General features: G+C 38.0%; 25 protein-coding genes. 3 read left to right on the top strand and 22 right to left on the bottom strand.

From position 1 onward, the window contains the following. Positions 1 to 61: 61 nt before the first annotated feature. Both ygiD and IC610_RS10405 read left to right on the top strand, forming a co-directional pair. A complete protein-coding gene (gene ygiD / locus IC610_RS10410) occupies positions 62 to 895 on the top strand; it encodes a 4,5-DOPA-extradiol-dioxygenase (protein ID WP_449506093.1) in 834 nt (277 codons plus the stop codon). Between the two features lie 68 nt (positions 896 to 963). Next, complete coding sequence (locus IC610_RS10405) at positions 964 to 1620, top strand: alpha/beta hydrolase (RefSeq protein WP_191736788.1); 657 nt, start codon at positions 964 to 966, stop codon at positions 1618 to 1620. Positions 1621 to 1674: 54 nt separating this feature from the next. On the opposite strand, the gene IC610_RS10400 is transcribed toward IC610_RS10405, so the two are convergent. The 8 genes from IC610_RS10400 to panB all read right to left on the bottom strand — a co-directional run bounded on the left by IC610_RS10400 (position 1675) and on the right by panB (position 8748). After that, positions 1675 to 2454 (bottom strand): alpha/beta fold hydrolase, encoded by a 780-nt coding sequence (locus IC610_RS10400; protein ID WP_191736787.1) that lies wholly within the window; start codon positions 2452 to 2454, stop codon positions 1675 to 1677. A 36-nt stretch (positions 2455 to 2490) separates the two neighbouring features. After that, positions 2491 to 3168 carry a LamG domain-containing protein gene (locus IC610_RS10395; protein ID WP_191736786.1) on the bottom strand — a complete coding sequence of 226 codons (678 nt, stop codon included), beginning with the start codon at positions 3166 to 3168 and terminating at the stop codon, positions 2491 to 2493. A gap of 125 nt (positions 3169 to 3293) precedes the next feature. Further along, entirely contained in the window at positions 3294 to 4469 is a 1176-nt protein-coding gene (locus tag IC610_RS10390; protein ID WP_191736785.1) for an iron-containing alcohol dehydrogenase, read from the bottom strand. A gap of 76 nt (positions 4470 to 4545) precedes the next feature. Continuing rightward, on the bottom strand, positions 4546 to 5418 hold the full coding sequence (locus IC610_RS10385) for a helix-turn-helix domain-containing protein (RefSeq protein WP_194698912.1): 873 nt from the start codon (positions 5416 to 5418) through the stop codon (positions 4546 to 4548). A 33-nt stretch (positions 5419 to 5451) separates the two neighbouring features. Continuing rightward, positions 5452 to 6060 carry a Crp/Fnr family transcriptional regulator gene (locus IC610_RS10380; protein WP_228462902.1) on the bottom strand — a complete coding sequence of 203 codons (609 nt, stop codon included), beginning with the start codon at positions 6058 to 6060 and terminating at the stop codon, positions 5452 to 5454. A gap of 134 nt (positions 6061 to 6194) precedes the next feature. Then, positions 6195 to 6989, bottom strand: coding sequence for an SDR family NAD(P)-dependent oxidoreductase (locus tag IC610_RS10375; protein ID WP_191736784.1), 795 nt, complete (start codon positions 6987 to 6989; stop codon positions 6195 to 6197). A 132-nt stretch (positions 6990 to 7121) separates the two neighbouring features. Next, positions 7122 to 7793: a YceI family protein gene (locus IC610_RS10370; protein ID WP_191736783.1), complete on the bottom strand. Its 672-nt coding sequence runs from the start codon at positions 7791 to 7793 to the stop codon at positions 7122 to 7124. A 109-nt stretch (positions 7794 to 7902) separates the two neighbouring features. Continuing rightward, positions 7903 to 8748, bottom strand: coding sequence for a 3-methyl-2-oxobutanoate hydroxymethyltransferase (gene panB, locus IC610_RS10365; RefSeq protein WP_191736782.1), 846 nt, complete (start codon positions 8746 to 8748; stop codon positions 7903 to 7905). Positions 8749 to 8907: 159 nt separating this feature from the next. Between panB and IC610_RS10360 the strand changes: the two genes are divergently transcribed. Continuing rightward, a complete protein-coding gene (locus IC610_RS10360) occupies positions 8908 to 9822 on the top strand; it encodes a helix-turn-helix domain-containing protein (protein ID WP_191736781.1) in 915 nt (304 codons plus the stop codon). Between the two features lie 5 nt (positions 9823 to 9827). Here the strand turns inward: IC610_RS10360 and IC610_RS10355 are convergent, their stop codons facing one another. The 14 genes from IC610_RS10355 to IC610_RS19990 all read right to left on the bottom strand — a co-directional run bounded on the left by IC610_RS10355 (position 9828) and on the right by IC610_RS19990 (position 21197). Further along, positions 9828 to 10850 (bottom strand): Gfo/Idh/MocA family oxidoreductase, encoded by a 1023-nt coding sequence (locus tag IC610_RS10355; RefSeq protein ID WP_191736780.1) that lies wholly within the window; start codon positions 10848 to 10850, stop codon positions 9828 to 9830. A 109-nt stretch (positions 10851 to 10959) separates the two neighbouring features. Continuing rightward, the gene (locus IC610_RS10350; protein WP_191736779.1) at positions 10960 to 12072 is read right to left on the bottom strand and encodes an NAD(P)-dependent alcohol dehydrogenase; all 1113 of its coding nucleotides are present in this window, start codon (positions 12070 to 12072) and stop codon (positions 10960 to 10962) included. A 27-nt stretch (positions 12073 to 12099) separates the two neighbouring features. Continuing rightward, positions 12100 to 12594, bottom strand: a complete 495-nt coding sequence (locus IC610_RS10345) for a PPC domain-containing DNA-binding protein (protein ID WP_191736778.1) — start codon at positions 12592 to 12594, stop codon at positions 12100 to 12102. 5 nt (positions 12595 to 12599) lie between these two features. Further along, entirely contained in the window at positions 12600 to 13163 is a 564-nt protein-coding gene (locus tag IC610_RS10340) for a PPC domain-containing DNA-binding protein (protein ID WP_191736777.1), read from the bottom strand. 48 nt (positions 13164 to 13211) lie between these two features. Beyond that, positions 13212 to 13559 carry a nuclear transport factor 2 family protein gene (locus IC610_RS10335; protein WP_191736776.1) on the bottom strand — a complete coding sequence of 116 codons (348 nt, stop codon included), beginning with the start codon at positions 13557 to 13559 and terminating at the stop codon, positions 13212 to 13214. A gap of 20 nt (positions 13560 to 13579) precedes the next feature. Further along, positions 13580 to 14467 carry an alpha/beta fold hydrolase gene (locus IC610_RS10330; RefSeq protein WP_191736775.1) on the bottom strand — a complete coding sequence of 296 codons (888 nt, stop codon included), beginning with the start codon at positions 14465 to 14467 and terminating at the stop codon, positions 13580 to 13582. A gap of 120 nt (positions 14468 to 14587) precedes the next feature. Further along, a complete protein-coding gene (locus IC610_RS10325; RefSeq protein WP_191736774.1) occupies positions 14588 to 15145 on the bottom strand; it encodes an NADPH-dependent FMN reductase in 558 nt (185 codons plus the stop codon). A gap of 69 nt (positions 15146 to 15214) precedes the next feature. Next, positions 15215 to 15994 (bottom strand): SDR family NAD(P)-dependent oxidoreductase, encoded by a 780-nt coding sequence (locus IC610_RS10320; protein WP_191736773.1) that lies wholly within the window; start codon positions 15992 to 15994, stop codon positions 15215 to 15217. 236 nt (positions 15995 to 16230) lie between these two features. Next, on the bottom strand, positions 16231 to 17421 hold the full coding sequence (egtB, locus tag IC610_RS10315) for an ergothioneine biosynthesis protein EgtB (RefSeq protein ID WP_191736772.1): 1191 nt from the start codon (positions 17419 to 17421) through the stop codon (positions 16231 to 16233). Positions 17422 to 17438: 17 nt separating this feature from the next. Then, a complete protein-coding gene (locus tag IC610_RS10310) occupies positions 17439 to 18422 on the bottom strand; it encodes an L-histidine N(alpha)-methyltransferase (protein WP_191736771.1) in 984 nt (327 codons plus the stop codon). 12 nt (positions 18423 to 18434) lie between these two features. Then, positions 18435 to 19400 (bottom strand): zinc-binding alcohol dehydrogenase family protein, encoded by a 966-nt coding sequence (locus IC610_RS10305; protein WP_191736770.1) that lies wholly within the window; start codon positions 19398 to 19400, stop codon positions 18435 to 18437. Positions 19401 to 19405: 5 nt separating this feature from the next. Beyond that, positions 19406 to 19801 (bottom strand): nuclear transport factor 2 family protein, encoded by a 396-nt coding sequence (locus IC610_RS10300; RefSeq protein WP_191736769.1) that lies wholly within the window; start codon positions 19799 to 19801, stop codon positions 19406 to 19408. 246 nt (positions 19802 to 20047) lie between these two features. Next, on the bottom strand, positions 20048 to 20692 hold the full coding sequence (locus IC610_RS19995; protein ID WP_228462901.1) for an MFS transporter: 645 nt from the start codon (positions 20690 to 20692) through the stop codon (positions 20048 to 20050). Next, a complete protein-coding gene (locus IC610_RS19990; RefSeq protein ID WP_228462900.1) occupies positions 20655 to 21197 on the bottom strand; it encodes an MFS transporter in 543 nt (180 codons plus the stop codon). The genes IC610_RS19995 and IC610_RS19990 overlap by 38 nt, the downstream gene beginning before the upstream one ends. Between the last annotated feature and the right edge of the window lie 511 nt (positions 21198 to 21708).

Here is a 21708-nt window from a genome sequence, read left to right as displayed (position 1 = left end):
TTTTATGAATAGAAAAGATTTTTTAAAAGCTATGGCACTTTTACCACTTGGAGCCGCTGCGATGAAACTCAATACATTGCACAGTTTAACAGACAATCTGGCTCCCACAGAACGAATGCCGGTACTTTTTTTGGGACACGGAAACCCGATGAATGCAATTGATGACAACATCTTTACACAGGGTTTCCAGGCTGTCGCAAAAACATTGCCGAAACCGAGAGCAATTCTTTGCATCTCTGCACACTGGGAAACCAAAGGAACATTTGTGACTGCAATGCAGCAGCCACAGACTATTCACGATTTTGGCGGATTTCCTCAGGCATTATTTGATGTGCAATATCCGGCGCCGGGAAGTCCGGATTTGGCTTTGGAAACACAGAAACTCATTACTTCGACACAAGTTGGTCTGAATGAAGACTGGGGACTAGACCACGGATGTTGGACGGTTGTAAAGTTTCTTTATCCCAATGCCGATATCCCTGTTATCGAGATGAGTATGGATTATACCAAAGGCCCTGAATATCATTATGCTTTAGGAAAAGAACTTTCTGCATTGAGAAGAAAAGGCGTTTTAATTATCGGAAGCGGAAATACCGTTCACAATCTGAGAATGGCCGCGTGGGACAAAATGATGGTTCCCGGATATGCTTTTGACTGGGCAACGACAGCAAATGAAAAACTGAAAAACCTAATCACAGACGGCGACCACAGATCCTTGATCAGATATGACCAGCTGGGAAAAGAAGTTCAAATGTCTATCCCAACGCCTGAGCATTATTTGCCGCTACTTTACACCTTGGGCTTGCAGGAAAAAGATGAAAAGGCGACCATCTTCAATGACGGTCTGGTGGCAGGTTCACTGAATATGATGTCGGTAAAAATAGATAAAGCGTGATAAAAACAAAATATCTCTGGGCGTTTGCTTTTTTAGCGTCCGTAATTTTAATCAGTTTAAGTTTTAAAATGATAACAACAGAAAAAAAACCGGGCTTACATTATTTGGTAAGACAACCCAAAATAAAAACGGAGAAAACACCATTGGTCATTTTAATGCATGGTGTTGGAAGCAACGAGGAAAATTTGTTCTCTTTTGCCGATGCACTTCCAGACAACTTTTTAGTAGTTTCCGCAAGAGGACCTCTGACTTTGAGACCCAACAGCTATGCGTGGTTTCAAGCTGAAATTATGCCTGATCGCTCCATCATCAATGAAGAGCAGGCAGAAAATTCAAGAAAGGAGATCATAAAGTTCATCGATGATCTAAAAAATGTGGAGAACTTTGATGAAGAGCAGGTTTATCTGATGGGTTTCAGTCAGGGTGGTATTATGAGTTACAGCGTTGCTCTGACGGAACCTGAAAAGATAAAAGGAATTGCCGTGATGAGCGGAAGATTGCTTTCGGAGGTAAAACCATTGATTGTATCAGACGAAAGACTGAAAAAACTGAACATCTTTATTTCCCACGGAACTCAAGATTCGGTTTTGAAGTTCGGATATGCAACAGATGCTGTAGACTATCTTCACAGCAAAGGTTTAAAGCCGGAGTTTCATCAGTACCCGGCAGACCATAACATCAATCAGCAGATGTTGAGCGACGTGGTAAAGTGGCTTTCTAATTAGTCAAAATAATATAAAAAAAGAAAGGATCAACATTGAAATTGATCCCTTCTTTTTTTATAATATGCTTTTCAAGAAATCAGCTGATATCTTGATTGTCTTCTCCGATAATTGTTTATGAGGTGTATGTCCTACATCAGGAAGAATTATTTTTTCGGCAATCCCGCCTACCTGAGAGACCGTTCTATCCACCTGAGCCAAAGTTCCGTACTCATCTGCTTCGCCTTGTATGAAAAGCAGCGGGGAAATGATATCTGACAAATACGATTCAATATTCCATTTTCTGAAATCATCGCTCATCCAGGTTTCCACCCAGGCTTTGAAAATCGTGTCGACCTTTTCACCGTGGTATTTCTCTAAACGTTGCGGAAGATCAGTATTATCATAGGCATCCAAAGCATCGTAAATTCCCTTTAAGGTTACCTCTTCGACAAATATATGAGCAGCCTCACATATGAGCGCCTTAATGTTATCGGGATATTTCGCAGCCGTCAATAAAGCAATTGAGCCTCCGTCACTATGGCCGAAAAGTATGGCTTCTCTTATATCTAGAATCGAGAGCAAGTCATTCAATATCTCTGCTTCTTCTTCCAAATAATATAGGGTTCTCTTAGATGAAAGCATAGGGTCAGACTTACCATAACCTAGCCGATCGTAGATCAAAATGTTACATTCTGTGGCAAGAGAAAGCTTAACGGGAAAATCTCTCCAAAGCTGAACACATCCTAAACTATCGTGTAAAAAAACTATTGTTGGTCGGTTTTTATATTGGTGAAAGAATTCTACGTAAAGCATTTTTCCGTTCACATCTATCTTTTTCTCAAAACTTTCTGCCATCTGGACAATTGTTTTTACAAACTATAATTTTCTTGTTCAATTTGTCGGAGTTATTTTTAAGTTTCTAAAATATCCTTCGGTTCCTATATCTACGAAAAGACCGACATAACCAGATCGGCCGGCACCCATTTTAAGGTCATTTACAATGAGGTTCGGTTGTTTCGCATTATCGATGTACAACTTTGCCTTTTCTCCCTTTACCTCTATCTTTAGCTTTATCCAGCGGTTCAAAGCCATATCAGCATAGGTCTCGTAAACGCCCGGCGCTGACTTTCTGGAATCGGTAAACTTAAAATCCGGGTGAGAAAAATATTGGATACTTCTGTTTCTTCTCAGTTGGTCATCCGCCATTCCGTTGGTCGGTCGGATGTAGATGCTCTCGAATTTCGAGTTGTCATCATTGATCCTGAAAGCCAGACCGATAAATCCTCTGGCGTGCTCGGGCGCATCCGGAAGCAATCTTGAAAGAACTTCCACCTCGATTACTCCATCTTTGAATTTCAAATCGCTGATTCTGGCGTAAGTCGCTTCATCATCTTTCACAACCGATTTTGATTTAATGACCTTTACCGCTTTCTTCCCGTCAATTTTTTCTACTGAAACCGAAGTTTGCACCGCTTTAAAATTTGATTCTTCAAGTTTTATTTTTTGAGCGGAAACAATGGAAGTGGTCATTATCATAGAAACTACTAATACTAAAAATCTTAATTTCATAAAAATCATATCTAAAATTCAGTATTACAAAATTAGTTTTAATATTTTTCGGATTGACATAAACTAGCACAAGAAAAACCCTTAAACTAGTTTAAGGGTTTTATTAATTTAAATATTATCTTAAATTACAAAGCTGCATTCACGACTTTTTCTTCAGAATAAACAAGACCTTCATAACAAGCGTTATAAATATCTTTCAACTCTTCAACGGTTGGTTTTCTTGGATTGAAACCAGTGCAAGGGTCTAAGAATGCGTTTTTTGCCATAAAATCCAGGTTTTTATCCCAGTCTTCACGAGATATTCCGAATTCTTTGACTGCCGATTGGTTGTTAACTTCAGCTCTTAGATTTTCGATGGCCTGTGCTAATTCTTCAGTGGTTTCTTTACCAATCACTTTTGCTAAATCAGGAAAACGGCTGCTTTCTTTTGAGTTGAAACGGATGACATTCGGTAAAAAAATTGCGTTACAGGCACCGTGCGGAACGCCAAACAAAGCACCAACCTGGTGAGATAATGAATGTACAATTCCTAACCAGGCATTATTAAATGCTAAACCTCCCATAAAAGAAGCATCGTGCATATTCTGACGGGCTGTGATGTTGTCTGGATTTTGTACCGCTTCTTTCAGATTGTCAAAAACGATCTTCAAACCACCTTTAGATAAAGCATCTGCAAAATTATTATCGATGTTTGAAACATAGGCTTCCACACAATGCGTCAACGCATCCAATCCAGTATTTGAGGTAACGTGAGCTGGCATCGATGCGCAAATCTCACCGTCGATAATTGCCACATCAGGAGTCAATTCATAAGAAACGATCGGATATTTTACGCCTTTTTCACGGTCTGTGATCACGGCAAGACCTGTCGTTTCAGTTCCTGTTCCGCTTGTAGATGGGATCGCAATGAATTTTGCCTTATTTCGTAAAGTAGGAACACTAAACGGTTTGATCATCGCTTCGAAATCTGCATCGGGATATTCGTAGAACACCCACATCATTTTTGCTGCGTCGATGGCTGAACAACCACCAATTCCTACGATCCAATCCGGCTGGAATTCTTTCATCAATTCTGCTCCTTTGAAACAGGTTTCTGATGATGGGTCTTCTTCCACACCCTCATAGATTTTGGTTTCGATTCCTGCTTCGTTCAGATAAGCGATGGCTTTATCCAGAGTTCCGCTTTTCTTCATTGAGCTTCCTCCGGTTACCAAAACGGCTTTTTTACCTTTGATGTTTTTTAATTCTTCAAGACTTCCTGCTCCGTGGAACACTTCTCCTGCTATAAATAACTTACTCATTTTTGTATTATATTTTACGTTAAAATTATATTACAAAGGTAGGTCAGGTAGAAAGCGAGGTGTTATATAATTGGGTCTATCTGTTATAAATTTGAGCCAGTTCCTCCTGAAGTTCCGTCGGCGTTTCTTTTAATTTGGTTTTTACGAATTTATTCAGTGCCGAAGGTGAACTGAATCCTAGTTCCAATGAGATCTGCTTATGAGAAAGATCGGAAAACAACAATAATCTTTTGATTTCCTGAAGAATACGGTTATGAATAGCGTTAATTGCAGTCTCATCACAATGCTTCTTGGTAAGATTGTTCAGCTTCTTGGTAGTGATTGCTAATTTTGATGCGTAGTACTGCACGGTCCGCTCACTTTTGTATCGCTCGTTCAGCATTTTTTTGAAACGAATGTAAAGCGTCTTATCTGTTTCGTGTTGTAACACAGGATGCTGGCCGTGGACTAATTCAATTAGACCCAACAGGAAGATCTTGATATAAAAACGCGCCTGCTCTTTTCGGACAAGACTCGGGTCAAGGTAAATACTTTCAATATCATTGACCAGTTTCTTTGACTGTTCAAATTCTGAAGGAGACAGGAAGACACAATTGAGATGAGTCGCCAGATCGACATTATACGAAAGCAATTCATTTTTCAGAATATCAGAACAGAAAAGGATTTCCTCAAACAAGATAATTTTACCTGATATATTTGACGAGACCGAGGTAATGAAAGAAATCTGCTCAGGAAAGATGATTGAGATTTTCCCAGTACTGAGTTTAAATTTCTGATCCTCGATTTGAAGCCCGATCTCTCCAGACTCCACCAACAAAATACAAAAGTGATCTTTCTTATTTGGCTGGAGATGATCTTTCAGATTGTGTTCTGTAAGGTCAAATGCACGGAAAGACAAATTCTGATCTTCCGGTTTCTGAATATTCTTTTTAATTTCTAAACGATCCAAGATGTAATTTTACTGATGAATATTTGTGAATATTTATTTCTTCTTGACGATATTTTTTCTCACTTTACTGAGAAACTCTGAGGTGATACCCAGATAAGATGCAATTTGTGTATTTGGCAATCTTTTGACTAATTCAGGAAAATCTTTTTGAAAATTGAGATATCTTTCTTCGGCCGTAGAACTGATGCTTTGCAATATCCTGTCCTGAAAATTGATAAACTTTCTTTCGTTGATGATCCTGAAATTCCGGTCAAACTTATGGTAATTCACGTACAAATAAAGCAGGTCTTCATGAGTGATCTGAAGCACGACCGATGGTTCAACTGCTTCGATGGTTAATCTGCTTGGTTTTTCGTCATAAAAACTCTGAATATCTGCGATCCATTCATTTTCGATTGCAAATTGCAGATTGTGCTCTTTAAAACTGGAATCTACCGCATACATTTTGAAACACCCGGAAACCACAAACGAAATATGTCTGCATACATCACCTTCCTGCAGGAGAGAACCTTTTCTTTTAACTGTTTTCTTTTTAAAAAACCTCCTAACCTCTGCCTCTTCTACCTCATTTAAAGGAAATGAATCGTTGAAACTTCTGATCAATATATCCAATGGGTTTTCTGAATTAAGGTCTCTGTCCAAAATGTTAATTTTAAATATATGTAAAGATATTATTTTAAAATCAACTCAAATTTGAAAGTAGAAAAATCAAAAGACATCTAAAATCAGATGTCTTTTAAAAATATAAAAACGTTAATTAAAAAATTGATCCAAATTTAAAACGCGCTATCAACCACTCCACCATCCACGCGTAATGCTGAACCAGATGTTGCTGAAGATAACGGACTTGCTACATAAACGACAAGATTTGCAACTTCCTCTGTTGTAGCCCAACGCTCAATAACAGACGATGGTCTTTTTTCTCTGATGAAATCTATCTGAGCCTTTTCAACAGATATCCCTTTATCTGCGGCAATTTTTTCAAACATTTTCTCTGTTCCTTCTGCTAATGTCGGACCTGGTAATATAGCATTAACTGTTACATTGGTACCTTTCATCAATTTCGCCAGACCTCTGCTTAACGCTAAATAAGCCGTCTTCGTTACTCCGTAAAGAATCATATCTTCAGGAATATTGATGGCAGATTCACTGGAAATAAAAATAATTCTCCCCCAATTTTTTGCTTTCATTAGAGGAGCATAATGACGTGATAACCTTACGCCGCTAAGGACATTAACTTCAAAATCGTTAAGCCATTCTGCGTCCTCCGTTGTTTCAAAAGGCTGATCGCCGTAAACACCAACGTTGTTGACCAGAATATCAATTTCAGGCAAAGCTTCGATCAAATCATTAACTTCAGACACCTTGGAGAAATCTGCAGCAATTCCTTTTACAATTGCATCCGGAACTTCCTTCTTCAGTCTGGCAATCGCTTCATTTATTTTCTCATCTGTCCTTCCATTGATATAAACCCTGGCTCCTTCACGAAGAAGTCCCAGGGCAATCCCAAAACCTATTCCGCCTGTAGATCCTGTGACCAGAGCTTTTTTTCCTTTTAACTTTAAATCCATTTTATTTTTATTATTAAAGCGTACATGTTCTGTATGAAGTGTAATTTTCAAAGTTCCACTAAAAACAGAAGATGTACGAATAAACTAGTTAAAGAATTTTTCTTAAACTAGTGTAAGATTGATAATATTCTTTTAAGGTTTCGTTGCTTTCACATCAACTCCGATCTCAATATCTTTGCTGATCATCCATTCTGCCGGATCTGCTTCACTTGTCCCGAATTTAATTCCCCAGTCAGTACGGTTCACCGTCAATTTTCCTTTCACAGAAACTGTTTTGTCAGCAACCTGTACATTGGCAGGAAAAGATACATTTAAGGTTTTGCCTTGCAAAGTCAGGTTTCCACTGATGGTCTTGTTAGCACCTGCGACGGCATCGGTTGTAGCCGCAGCCAAGTCTTCAACTTTGGTCACTTTAAATTCCGCAGTCGCATTCTTTTCCACATCAAAGAAGTCTGCACTTTTCAAATGCCCTTCCAATTCAGCATAGTTTTTATCTTTTTCGGTCACAGACGCCGGGTCAACTTTCAATGATTTCATATCGATGACAAATTCTCCAGCGCTCAACTGTCCGTCAGCTAAAGACAATTCTCCTGATGATAAAGAAAGTGTTCCCCATCTTGGCGCAAATCCGCCTTTATGAAATGCTTTCCAGTTCACAACAGAGGAGGTTGTATCAACAGCAAAAACATCTCCTTGTTTTTCAGCAACCTGCTGTTCCTGAGAAGGCGTCTGGGTAGAATTTTTGTTACAAGAAGCAAGAAGTAAACCTAGTCCAGCCAATGCGATAATGCTTATTTTTTTCATTTTGAAATTATTTTAAATTAATTATACTGCAAATTTCCAAAAAACGGCATCCCAAAAATTACACTTATCGGAAGAATGATTGTGATTTTGAGTAATGGCCTGCTTAAAATCAGACAACTTCTTTGGTCGGATTTTCATAGGACTCACTGACAGAAGGAAAATCGCTGTTTTTGACATCAAGAATATAATCATTTACCGCTTTCTTGACGGTATCTCCCAATTCTGCATATTTGCGTACGAACTTTGGTAAGAATTCCTGATTCAATCCCAGCATATCGTGAACCACCAAGACCTGACCGTCAACCTGCGGACCTGCACCAATCCCGATAACCGGAATCTTTAAGGACAAAGCGATTTCTTCTGCCAAAGCTGCCGGAACTTTTTCCAAGGTGATCGCAAAACATCCTGCTTCCTCTAAAAGTGCAGCATCATTTTTAAGTTTTTGCGCTTCCATTTCAGATTTTGCACGCAATCCGAATCCGCCATATCGATGCACCGACTGAGGCATCAGCCCGAGATGTCCCATCACAGGAATTCCAGCGGAAATGATTTTTCTGATGTCAGGCAGCAATTCCTCTCCACCTTCTATTTTCAGGGCTTCTGCTCCCGTTTCTCTCATAATTCTGATGGCGTTGTGCAGGGAATCTATTGGATCGCCGGAACACGTTCCAAATGGCATATCGACAACAATAAGTGAATTTTTCACCGCTCTTTTTACAGACTTGGCGTGATAAATAATTTCATCAAGTGTTACACTCAAAGTAGTTTCATAACCAGCCATCACATTACCAGCAGAATCTCCAACAAGGATGGCATCAATACCAGCCTGGTCGACCAATTTTGCCATAGTATAATCGTAAGCGGTCAACATACTTATCTTCTGTCCTTTTTCCTTCATTTTTCTGAAAATCTGAACGGTCACCTTATTTTTATCGGCTGTTTTATTTACTGACATTTTCTCTTTTAATGATTATTTTTTATTAACTATTCATCTTTTCTGAATAATGTGAATTCACAAAGTTCGTCTTGCGACACTGCCAATCAAATAGAAAAAAGACAGCAAAATATATCTATAAGTAAGATGAAGATCTATATATTTGTTAAAAACTAAACATTGGCGACGCGCAAATCAAATCTGGATCTGGAAGTGAAAGATCTGGAACTTTCTGAGATCGGTGAAAACATTGGATTGCAGGCAACACCTTCTGATCTTATCATTTACGATTCATCAAAAGACAGCTCAGAGGCATTTTGGAATAGAGCATTTCGTTCGGAGCATTTCTCGATGGTTTTCTTAATCAATGGCACCTTGAGTTTGAAGGTCAATTTACTTGATTATGCTCTGGATGCGAATAGTGTCATCATCATTCCTCCATCGTCCATTCGCCAACTGACCTGGGATTTTGAAGATACCAAATTTATTTCTCTACTTTTTACACCAGAATTTCTGAAAAGCTCTGGGATTTTGGGTAAATATTTCAATGTTGCCAACTTCCTGAGGCAAGGCCTTTCTACTCATAGAAAAATAAATGAGGAAGATCAGGTCTTACTGCTCGACCTGATAGAGATTATAGCTAAACTTCAGGTAAGGACCGATGATAAGGACCTGCATTTCGAAATGATCAAAAACATCTTCAAATCCATCCTGATAAAAGTAAAACCTTATTACGATGAGATGGAGACAGACCCGGATTACTCCAACACGATCATCTATAGGTTTATCAAATTATTATCTGAGTTTTATCTCAGCAACAGAGAAGTGACCTTTTATTCAGAAAAGCTTTCTATTAACGAAAAATATCTTTCACAATTGCTTAAGAAAAAGACAGGGAAAACGGCTCGGCAATTTATCACAGAGATGGTTGTTCTGGAAGCCAAAGTTTTGCTGGATAATAGATCTTTGCCGGTAAAGTATATCTCTGACCATCTCAATTTTGAAAATCAATTCCATTTCAGCCGGTTCTTCAAGCAATACTCGGGAATGTCTCCCAGCAATTATCGCAAGCAAGTGTTTGATATGGAAGTTTAATAAACTTAAAAATCATTTTCCCTTTCCAAAAGTTCGATCTGATAAATCACCTCTTCCTTTTTTACAGGATAATTTTTTGAATACATAATCTGATCATAGACATCATCAAAAAGCTTCATATATGTACTTTTTGAAGTAGTAACAAATTCTTCATTGTGATTTCCCTGATCATCCAATGTTACGATGATGCCCTGACTTTTATTTTCTACCCCATAGCTCGCATCCAGAGGACTGAGACCCTCGATCAGCTGTTGCTCCTGAATGTCGCTTCTTTTTTTAATAAAACTTCCATTGGCTCCTCTTAATTTAAATGCTGGTTCCTGATCTGCTGTTGAGAGATTTGAACTTGCAAAGACCGTTAGCTCATTTGGAAATTTAAAAATATAACTGAAAAAATCGATGATATCCGAATTTCTTACTTTTGAAGTTGTTTTGTAACTAGACTCTGGAATGCCAAAAAGACTGATGATCTGGTCGAGAATGTGTGGTCCGAGACCGTAAACGATATCTCCACCTTTTTTGTCGGGCGTTGGCATTTTTCCTATCTGATCGGCAGTTAAATTGAAATCATATCGAAAATGAGCTTCCTTCAGTGTTCCCAACCTTCCACTTTCCAAGACATTTTTCACTGTTAAAAAATCGGTATCGTATCTTCTGTTCTGGTACAGCATCAGATGCCGGGAGTTTGCATCAGCAAGATCATAAAGCTCTCTGATCTCTGAACTTAAGATGGTCGCAGGTTTTTCCAACAAGACGTGTTTACCTGTAAGAATAGCAGACCTTGCGTGATCAAAATGCAGATGGTCTGGGGAATTTACTACCACCATATCGATTGATTCATCTTTGAATAATTCATCGACAGAATCGTAACTGATGATCTCCGGATATTTTTCTTCTGCTTTTTTGTTTGTACGCTCAACGATTGCCTTTAATTCAAAGCCAGAATGAGCCTCCAAAAACGGAGCGTGAAAAGCACTTCCTGATTTTCCAAAAGTTAGAATTCCTGTTTTGATAATACCTTTATCCATATTTTTTTGATTTAAAATGACTACTAATTTAAATTTTGAAATCTCTTCAAACAATTCATCACAAACAGAAAAACCTTACTGGGTTGTAAGGCTTTTTCAATTGTTATATTTATTTGCTGTATTCTCCGATCTTCAAAACCGCTTTGATGGTTCTACCTTTTTCGGAATCTTCAACTGCCTGATTGATGTCTTCAAAAGAATAAGTTTTAATTAATTTATCAAACGGAAACTGTCCGTGAAGATACATTTTAATCAATTTAGGAATGAATTCTTCCGATACGCTATCTCCTTGGTTTACAAATTTGATCTTGTAACCTTTAGTAAGGAAAATGTTCGTTTCCAATTCCAATGGTTTGGTCGCAACACCGATGATCGCCATTTCCCCAACAGGAGCCAAACTGTTCAATGAATTGTTGATCACCTCACTTCTGCCGGTTGTGTCCACCGCAAACTGCACACCATTTGGAAGGATCTCACGGATTTTTTCTCTTACATTTTCGTTCAATGAATTGATCGTGTGCGTTGCCCCCAATTCTTTTGCAAAAGCCAATCTATCATCATTGATATCTACAGCAATAATCACAGTTGCAGAAGACGCTTTTGCCGCCATAACAGCAGAAAGACCTACAGCACCAGTTCCAGAGATCACGATAGAACTTCCCACTTTAATCTTCAGTGTATTGATCACAGCACCAGCACCAGTTTGGATCCCGCAACCCAGTGGTCCTAAAATTTCCAATGGCGCATCCTTCGGAACAGGGATCACATTGTTTTTGTGAGCGATAGAATAGGTTGCAAAAGAAGACTGAGAAAAGAAATTATCATTGATGTCTTTTCCTTCGTGATCGTGGTGGTGGTGATGTCCTTCGATGTCCGCTCCTGAGAAGTTACGGTCGAAAAACTCATAGCAATACGCCGGATTTCCGGTTCTGCAAATCTCACATTCTCCACAGAATCCATAAGTTAAGACCACGTGATCACCAACTTTCAGGTGATGAACATCACTCCCAACTTTTTCAATGACACCTGCTCCCTCGTGACCCAATATCACAGGAAAATTAGGCGAACCCATAATAAAGTCTCGGGCAACCATATCGGTATGACAGATCCCTGTTGCAACTATCTTTACAAGCACTTCCTCAGCACCCGGCTCGTCCAACGTTACTTTCTCCAATTCGAATTCGCTACCTTGTGATTTTACGATAGCTGCTGTAATTTCCATATTGTTGATTTTTATTTTGTTTATTATTTATAATTCCGGATCGATGGCTGCTGCATTGAACTCGGGGTTTAATTTTTTATAGAGATAAGACGGTTCTGCGGTCAGAACAATTTCTATGGTTGGCCCGACAATCATTTTGAGTAAATGTCCACCTTTGACGCTTCCATTTTTTAAAGAAACAGTCGTGTGGGTATGTGCTACCGGTTTTCCTTCGTACCAGGTAATATTTCCAATGATAGAGGTCACTTCAGCAACACCGACAGTGTTCACCAGATATTCCTGACGGTCAAAATCAAACCAACCCAATTCGGTTTCAAATGCACTTCCGATGCCTTGATAATGGGCACTTTTAATGTCGTATTCCTTCGCAAAATCTGAAAGTCCGGAAACTACTTCATCGTCTTTCGAGAAAACAAGCATATAGGTTTTCACACCGCCAACTTCACTTAGAAGTTTCACTTTCAGTCCGGGTGCTTTTCCAGATTCTATTTCTGTTTCGATAGATTTGTATTGTGATTCCATATTGTTTATTTTAAATCCGGGTCGATCAATGCAGCGTTAAATTCAGGGTCTAATTTTTTGTATAGTGCAACGGGCTCCTCAACCAAAATAATTTCCATTGTCGGCCCGCAGAATAATTCCAACAGATGCCCGCCTTTCACCGAGCCATCTTCTATCGCAGCACTAAAGTGCGTATGAGCGATCGGATTCCCATTAAACCAGGCAATATCCCCTGTAAAAGAAGAAACCTCTGAAACTCCGATTGGGATGACCTTAAATTTCTTTTTATCGTAATCAAACCAACCTGCTTTTGCAGACAATGCATCACCCAAACCTGTGTAGTGACCACTTTTGATCTTGTTTTTCTTGACAAACTCCGTCAGTCCGGCTACAATCTCGTCACCTTTTGCAAAAATGAGGAGATAGGTTTTTGTCTGGCCAACAGTGCTTAACAATTTCACCTTCAAGCCTGGTGCTTTACCTTCTTCTAATGTCTTGGTCGTGTCGGCATATTCCTGAGCATACGTTTTGGTATTGAACAAAACCATTGTTGTCGAAATGCACAGAGCAATCTTTACTACGTTTTTCATAATGTATTATTTAGAAACAAAAAAGACCCGAATCATCAGGTCTTAAATTTATTTTGCAATCCTATGATCTGCTACAGTGTGGTATTTGATTTTATCACCTTCAAACACGAAAGTGTCTGTTCCCACAGGAATTTGAGCTAGGTCTGAATCACTGTTCCAAAGGATGTACGCGACATTTCCCTCGATCAGTTTCTGATCCATCCCGAAAGCTGAACCTGTTGGGATCACGGCAAAAAATCCCACAAAAAACTGACGGATATTATCCAAACCTGTTACAATTCCTTTCGGTGTAAAAAGTACAGAAGTTTCTGTATAATCTTCTAAGATCGCGTCCAAGTCATTGTTTCCGAAAGCTGTTAAGTGGTGTACGAGGATCTGTTCTACGTTGTTTTCCATTTTGATTTATATATTTAAAATTAATTGTTCTGATCTAAAAAAGGTTTCATATCCGCCCAAACTGCTGCGAAATTGACTAAGAATGCAGGATGTGGTGCATTCGGAATAATTGCTAATTGTGCATTGGGAATCATTTTGTAAGCTGCAATTACGGTCTCGAAAGGTGCATTCTGATCTTTTTCACCAGCCATTACCAAGACCGGACATTTGATCTGTCCCAAAATGTATTTATCGATATTCAGATTGCTGTAATAATTGCTTAGAGTACTGAACCATTCGTCGACCCTTTTTGGTTCTGGTCGTATTGCCATTTGCTGTTTCCAAAACAATTCATCCATTGCGGAAAATGTTTTATAATCCATCTTAAACTCACGGAAACCTTTCTTCCACTCTCCTGCTCCGATGGCTACGAGCTTTTCAATTCTATCTGGATATTGCTCAGCAAAAAAATAACCTGTGTAAGCGCCATCACTAAAACCTACAATCGTCACTTTGTCTTTGTTCACTTTGTCAAGAACTGCATTCACATCTTTGGCTTTCTGCTCATAGCTCGGAATTTTGTTACCCATTTCCGATCTTCCGTGACCTCGTGTAGAGATGGAGATGACCTGATGTTTCTGAGAAAGACTATCGATCAGCTGACCCATTTCCGAAGGAGATCCCACGATCCCACCGTGCAGTACAACAATCGGGCTTCCTTTTCCATATACTTCGTAATAGATCTTGGCATCATCAGATTTCACATAATGTCCGGCTGATACATTATTTCCGTAAGGGATAGAACTTGCTATGGCGTTGCCCTGCATAAAATATCTCAAGCCTTTGATTTCCTGACCAAATGCTGACATAGAGATCAGCAAAATGAAAAAAGAAATCAGAATATTTTGTTTTAAAAATCTGAGTGTCATCTTGATTAAAATGTTAATTGATTTATATGATACAAATTTCCCTTTAAAAATAATGAGCTACCCATAAACAAGTTTAAGAAATCGCATTGACCTATGTTAACACCAATGCTGAAAGCATGCTTATTCCGCGTTTTTATTGAACCAAATGATGTATGATTCCAATGCTTTTTTGATGAAGTCTTTGCTTGCACCATCCTTCATTTTTCCTTCCTTATCAAAAAGGTCATTGACGTGCGCAATATAGACTTCGGGTTGTTGCATAGTTGGCATATTCAGAAAAACAAGGCTTTGTCTCAAATGATGATTAGCTCCAAAAGCGGAAAGATTACCAGGCGAATTGCTGAAGATAGCAGCTGGTTTTTTATCCCAAACACTTTTACCATAAGGTCTAGAACCCACATCGATTGCATTTTTCAAAACTGCGGGAACAGACCTATTGTATTCCGGAGTGACGAAAATGACACCATCCACAGCAGACATTTCTATTCGGAACTTTGTGATGGCTTCAGGAATTTCATTATGGTCATCAAAATCCTGATTATATACAGGAATATCATTCAGATCAATCAATTTAAATTCAAATCCTTCAGGTGCAAACTCGATCAAAGTCTTTGCAACTTTTTTTGAAAATGATTCTTTTCGCAGGCTACCTGCAAGAATTCCGATTACTTTAGTCATCGTTTTATTTGTTTTAAGAAACATTGCAGTCAATCGACTGCAATGTTTGAATCCTTATACTTTAAATAATTACATCGTCATACCTCCATCAATTGCGATGGCTTGACCTGTCATATGTTTTGCTTGAGAAATAAATATCACAGCATCCGCAATATCTTGTGGACTTTGATCAATACCTTGAGGTATCAGTGATGTCTTATTTCTTTCCCAAGATTGTTCTTCGGTCTCACCTTCCAGTTTCCATCGGTCTGCCACACCGCCTTCTCCACGCCACATTCCGGTTCCTACGATACCGGGACAGATAGCATTCACTGTAATGCCTGTGGTCGCGACCTCTTTCGCAATACTGTTGGTAAACCCTATTACTGCAAATTTTGAAGCTACGTAGTGAGAGAGATGTGCCATTCCCATTTTACCAGCGATAGATGCACTGTTGATGATCGCGCCCGAACCTTGAGGTTTCATAATTTCAAGTTCAGCTTTTGTGCATACAAAAACACCTTTGCTGTTGACTGACATTATTTTATCCCAGTCATCAGGTTCTATTTCTTCGATGCTACCGATACCTACAACGCCTGCATTGTTAACAGCGACATCCAATCTACCGAAAGTTGAAACCACTTTTTTAAGTGCCTCTCTCATAGATTCCAGATCGGTCACATTAGCAACTATTCCTAAAGCTTTACCACCATACGCTTCGATATCTTTCACTGCAGTTTTCAATAATTCCTCATTCAGATCCGCAATGGCTACATTAGCGCCCAATTTTGCAAATTCGATAGCAATAATTTTTCCTATTCCTCCTCCGGCTCCTGTCACGAATACCACCTGATCTTTTAAATTTGACATAATTTCTATTTTTTGAATTGATTTATAATTTGTTATCGGCTTTTTTGATCTTAACAAATTTACATTGATCTTAGCTCTACATCAATGTGTAAATGGAAGGAGTATATATCTAAAAGATTGATATTAATTATTATTGCAAGAATAAACTGCCAAAATAATATCTTATATTTTAAAATCTACTGAAGAGTGGGAAGTATTCAATTTCGTCTAAAATAATTAGATACAAAAATAGCTTGCTACTGAGCAAGTCTGATTCCGGTAAACTGCCATTTTAAGCCAGTCTGAAAGAAGTTGCGGTACGTATTTCTGCTGTGTCCGCTTGGCGTTGCATCTGAAGCGCCACGCAAAACCATTTGATTGACCATAAATTTTCCATTGTACTCTCCTACTGCGCCGGCTTCTTTTTTAAATCCTGGATAAGGCAGATAGGCAGAGTTCGTCCACTCCCAACGGTTTCCCCACTCAAAATGATTGGAGGCAACTTCCCACTCAGCTTCGGTTGGCAGACGCATTCCTTTCCAGGAGGCGAAGGCTGAAGCTTCATAAAAGTTGATGTGACAAACGGCATCATTTAAATCTAATTTCTGAAGTCCCTTTAAAGTGTAATTCATCCATTGCCCATCAGTCAATTGCCAGTACAGAGGAGATTTAACTTCATTCTGTTTCACCCAATCCCAGCCTTCAGCGTGCCAATGTCTGAAATTTTTATAGCCTCCAGCTTCCATAAATTCTAAATATTCTAGGTTAGAAACTAAGCGGTCAGCAATTTCAAAATCATTAAGATACACTCTATGTCTTCCCAACTCATTATCAAAACTGAAACCTTCTCCTTGAAAACCGATTTGATAAACTCCTTCATCAAAGTGAATCATTTCAATGTTTTCAGAAAATTCTTTTCTAGAAATAGCTTCATTTTTATACGCCGGAAAAAGTGGATTATGTCCTAAAATATATTTGATATCTGTCAATAATAATTCCTGGTGTTGCTGCTCGTGATTGAGGCCGAGTTCGAGTAAAGGTTTGATTTCTTCTGTTAAATATTCGCTTTGGAGAAATGCAGTCATTTGCTCATCAACATATTTTCTGTATTTATAAATATCAGAAACGGAAGGACGGCTCAAATTCCCTCTGTCGGTACGGATAACTCTTGCGCCAATCGTTTCATAGTAGCTGTTGAAAACAAAGTTATACTGAGCATCAAAAACCTGATAACCGGGAAAATTGGGTTCTAAAATAAAAGTCTCGAAAAACCAGGTCGTGTGACCCAAATGCCATTTCGGCGGACTTACATCGACGATTGGCTGAACGACATAATCCTCGATTTCTAACGGCTCGCAGATTTTAACTGAATGGTTTCGAATTTCTGAATATTTCTCTGCCCAATTGGTGAAGGAATTTGGTATCGTGAGAATGGAATTTTCTTTCATTGGAATTAAATTTAAAATTAAAGCACTTGCCAAATAGAATCTACAAACCAAGTTTTGGAATCAGCAATCTCATCAATAATGTGAAATTTGGAATCCCGTGCAAGTTTGGTGATGTCAACCTGAGAAAATTTCTGTGAGATTTCCATATCAATCAACTCATTTTCTTCGAAGCTAAAAATCTGGTTTCCGATATGTACATTTTGCTCCGCAAGACTCACAAGATAACTTTTGCAAGCGCCAGAAATCGGGTCATAGGTTTGGTAATGCTGATAATTCAGAACATCGAAATCAGCTTCCAGTTCGCGGTTCATTCTGATGAGCAGATTGAGGTTGAACGATGACGTGATTCCTGCTTCGTCATTGTAGGCATCGAGAATGGTTTGTGGATTTTTCTTCAAATCGAAACCAATTAGGAGAATGTCGCCACGGTTGAGTTTTCTTCTGAGTTCTCTGCAGAAATGATAGGATTCTTCTAAATCCATATTGCCAATATTTCCGCCTAAGAAAAGAACTACTTTTCGTCTTTGTGAGATAGTTATTGCCCTGTCGAGCATATCAAAATAATCGCCTTCCAAAGTAATGACTTGCAGTTCGGGCAAATCTCTGCTGAATTTTTCATTTAACTCTTCCAGAATATGTCCAGAGATATCGATTGGCATATAGGTGAAATCGATATTTTTTGTGGTCAAATGTTCAAGCAGATAACTGGATTTCATTGCATCGCCAGCTCCCAATTCTATCAAATCGAAAGGTTCATTGTCTATTAAAATACTTTTTGCTAAGAGCTCAGTTTTATTTTTGAAGATATCCAGCTCGCAGTTGGTAAGATAATATTCCGGCATATCCATAATCTGTTGAAAAAGTCTGTCGCCTGCCTCATCGTAAAAATACTTAGATAGTAATTTTTTTGGGCTTTTCTTTAAACCTTCTACAACATCAGATCTAAAATCATCATTGGTGACTGTTCCAATATATTGTTCTGTATCAAGTTGTGGTTTCATATAATAATTCTTTTAGACGAGTACAACAATCTTACCGCCACTATGATTAGATTCCATAAAACTGTGGGCCTCCGCGATTTCTTCCAATTTAAAAATCTTTTTGATTACGGGTTTAATCTTGTTGGCTTCAACCTTTCTTATAAATTCCTGAAAATATAGGCCGTTAACCCTTTTTTTTCCAGAATCATATACTGTGAGATATGAAGCAGTTTGAATAAAATCCATCGGCGCAAAATCTTTGATAGACCATTGTTCAGAAAGCATTCCGGTCATACAGACAATTCCGCCCGTTATGACAGAATTCAATGAATCTTTCAGAGTAGAAGTTCCAATAAGCTCCAGAATTTTGTTAATTTTAAAATCGCGATCTTTAATTTTTTGACTCAAATTACCATCATCAATCATAACTTCATCCGCGCCATTTTCCAAAAGTATATGTATTTTCTTGGGATTCCTTGTTGTTGAGATGATTTTTAAACCTTCTGACCTTCCCAATTGGGCAGCCAAAAGACCTATTGAAGAAGTCCCGCCACGGATGAGTAAAGTTTCCTCTTTTTTGATCTTAAGTGCTACATGAAGAGACCCGTAAACAGTTTGAAACATCTCTGGTAAAGCACCAAGAACTGACCAGGGCAAATCACTTTCGAAAGAACTGATGATTGATTTCGGTAAAACTGCAAATTCGGCATAGCTTCCATCATAATCACGTCCCATTCCGCCCATAAAAGCAGCTACTTTCTGACCTGTGGCAAATTCGCCTGACGGATCTTCAACGATTTCGCCTACACATTCGATTCCTAGAATTCTGGGGAAATGAACACTCTCAGAATAGCCTTTTCTCGTCATTATTTCTGACCGATTCAATCCAAAAGCTTTTATTTTAACAAGGACATGATCTTTCTGAGGAGAAGGTATTACCCTTTCCTCAAGACACAAATGTTCGGGACCACCCGCTCTGTATAAAACAATTGCTTTCATAAATATTACGCAGTTATAATGTTTACGTTATTGAATAAATATCGGAATATTTTCCACTGTCCATCAACTTTTTTAAATACAAAAAAGTCTTTACTGCTTTTTAAAACCGTTTGATCTGTCTGTTTGTTTTTTTCAGATGTTTTTGCCACAGCTGTAACAAATGCAAAGTTGCCATCGATCAAAACATCTTCCTCTGAATATTGAATTTTAAATTCATTACTAGTCAGAATACTTTTACTTTTATTTTTTTTTAACTCAAGTGCAGAAATGGTTTTGTAATTGTCTGGTATGAAGACGGCATCTTCTGCGTAGAGCTCTCCGATCCCTTCCGTTTTTCTACGATTTAATATATCAGCATAATCATTTATTCGGCTGATGATGATTTCATGTTCGTTTGACATAATTTTTAAATTTACAGTTGTTAGAAATAATCTGTGATCCAGAAATTATCACAAGACAAAATTGCAATGATTTCCAAACTAATAACAATAAACAATAACAATAAATAATATTGAACTAGTTTAAGAAAATTGAAGATTTCATTTACTGTCATAGAAAACAGAACAGAAGACCTGGTCTTCAAGTAAATTTAACTTTATAAATATCTGGCATCTTTGCTAATAATCTTATATCAAACATCAATCTGATTACCCGTGCAATTTTCTATAGAAAGATACGGTTGTAAGAAAACCTATGAAAGCTAATATTGCACCCACCAAAGCTGGATACTGATAAGAAAACCCTAACGTTAAAGGAATCCCTCCAAGATAAGCACCAGCTGAATTTGCAATATTAACGGCAGACTGTATGAATGCACTTCCCATCATTTTAGATTCCGGAGCAGCATTCATAATAAGTAAACTGATCGGGGCGGCACCAGCCATAGAAAAGGCTCCACATAAAAAAGCGCAAGCAAGAGAGATAGCCTTCACGGAAGAAAATAGATAAATACTGAATAAGATAATGGCCATCGACGCTAAAATAATGACTATTGTTTTACGGTCACCGAAACGATCTGTTAAAGCACTTCCAACAAAGTTTCCTATAACCATTCCAAGGCCAACCAATATCATTACATATGCTATACTGCCCGAGGAAAATCCAGAAATAGAAGTCATTAATGGAGCAATATAACTAAGCCAGGCAAACAAACCTCCAAATCCAAATGCACATATGGCCAGAATAATCCAGATTTTTGTTTTCCTCAAAAATCTAAATTCCTCGCGAATATTTAAATTGTTCTTCACTTCGATATCAGGAATCCATAGAAAAATAAAAATCAGGGAGATCATGCCTATTACTGAAATTATAACAAATGCAAGTTCCCACCTGTATGAATGTCCCACAAAAGTGACAAAAAGGTACCATAGCGAGATTGGCAATAGTTAAACCCGAAAAGATAATGGCAATATTCTTAGCTTCTTTACCTTCTACAGCCATTTGAGCAGCTACCACAGTACCAACACCAAAAAAAGCACCATGAGGCAAGCCAGCTAGAAAACGTATCGCAAGCATCATAGCGTAATTATATGAAAAAGCAGAAAACAGGTTAAATATTATGATCATCAACATAAATATCATCAGCGCTTTTTTTGGTGGAAACTTAAGCGATCCTGTAATTAGTATTGGTGCACCAATTACTACACCGAGCGCATAGGCTGAAATAAAGTTGCCTGCTCCTGCTATAGTGATTCTGAGTGAACCCGCTACATCAGGAACCAGACTCATCATTGCAAATTCTGTTGTTCCCAAACTCAATCCGCCCAAAGCCAGCGGAATTAATCTTTTATCAATCATAATCAAACCATACAAGTACTCTGCATTTTCTGATATAAACAGAAATTAACTGATGCAAATTTTCATTTGCTTTTCATTTGCTTTTAATCTGCTATAGAATTAAAAGGAATTGAAATAAGAAGTGTTAGAACCGATAATATTCAAAAATTATAAATAGAGTACAATGCAAATTTCATAGTAATTCTTAAATAACTATCTTAAACTATATTAAGAAAAAACCTTAAGATAGTTTAAGAATCTGATTATTGCATCTACAGAATTCATAAATATTTTCGAAGAAGTACATTAGAAAATTTAACAAAAATAAACATCAGATATTAAACTTTAAACAATTTATATATACATAAAAATTATCCCTCAAGACTGACAATAGCACCGAATACAACTTAAAAAAATCTTTTTTGTATATATCACCAAAAGAAATTTCAGCTTCATTTAGATAATTCAATCAGTCAGTAAACATTTGAAGTATTATATTATAATACTTTAAATGGAAATTTTGTAAGACTTT

It is taken from the genome of Chryseobacterium caseinilyticum, assembly GCF_014837145.1.
Taxonomy (GTDB): domain Bacteria; phylum Bacteroidota; class Bacteroidia; order Flavobacteriales; family Weeksellaceae; genus Chryseobacterium; species Chryseobacterium caseinilyticum.
Note: the sequence above shows the minus strand (reverse complement) of the source record. Positions and strands in the feature narration are given on the sequence as shown.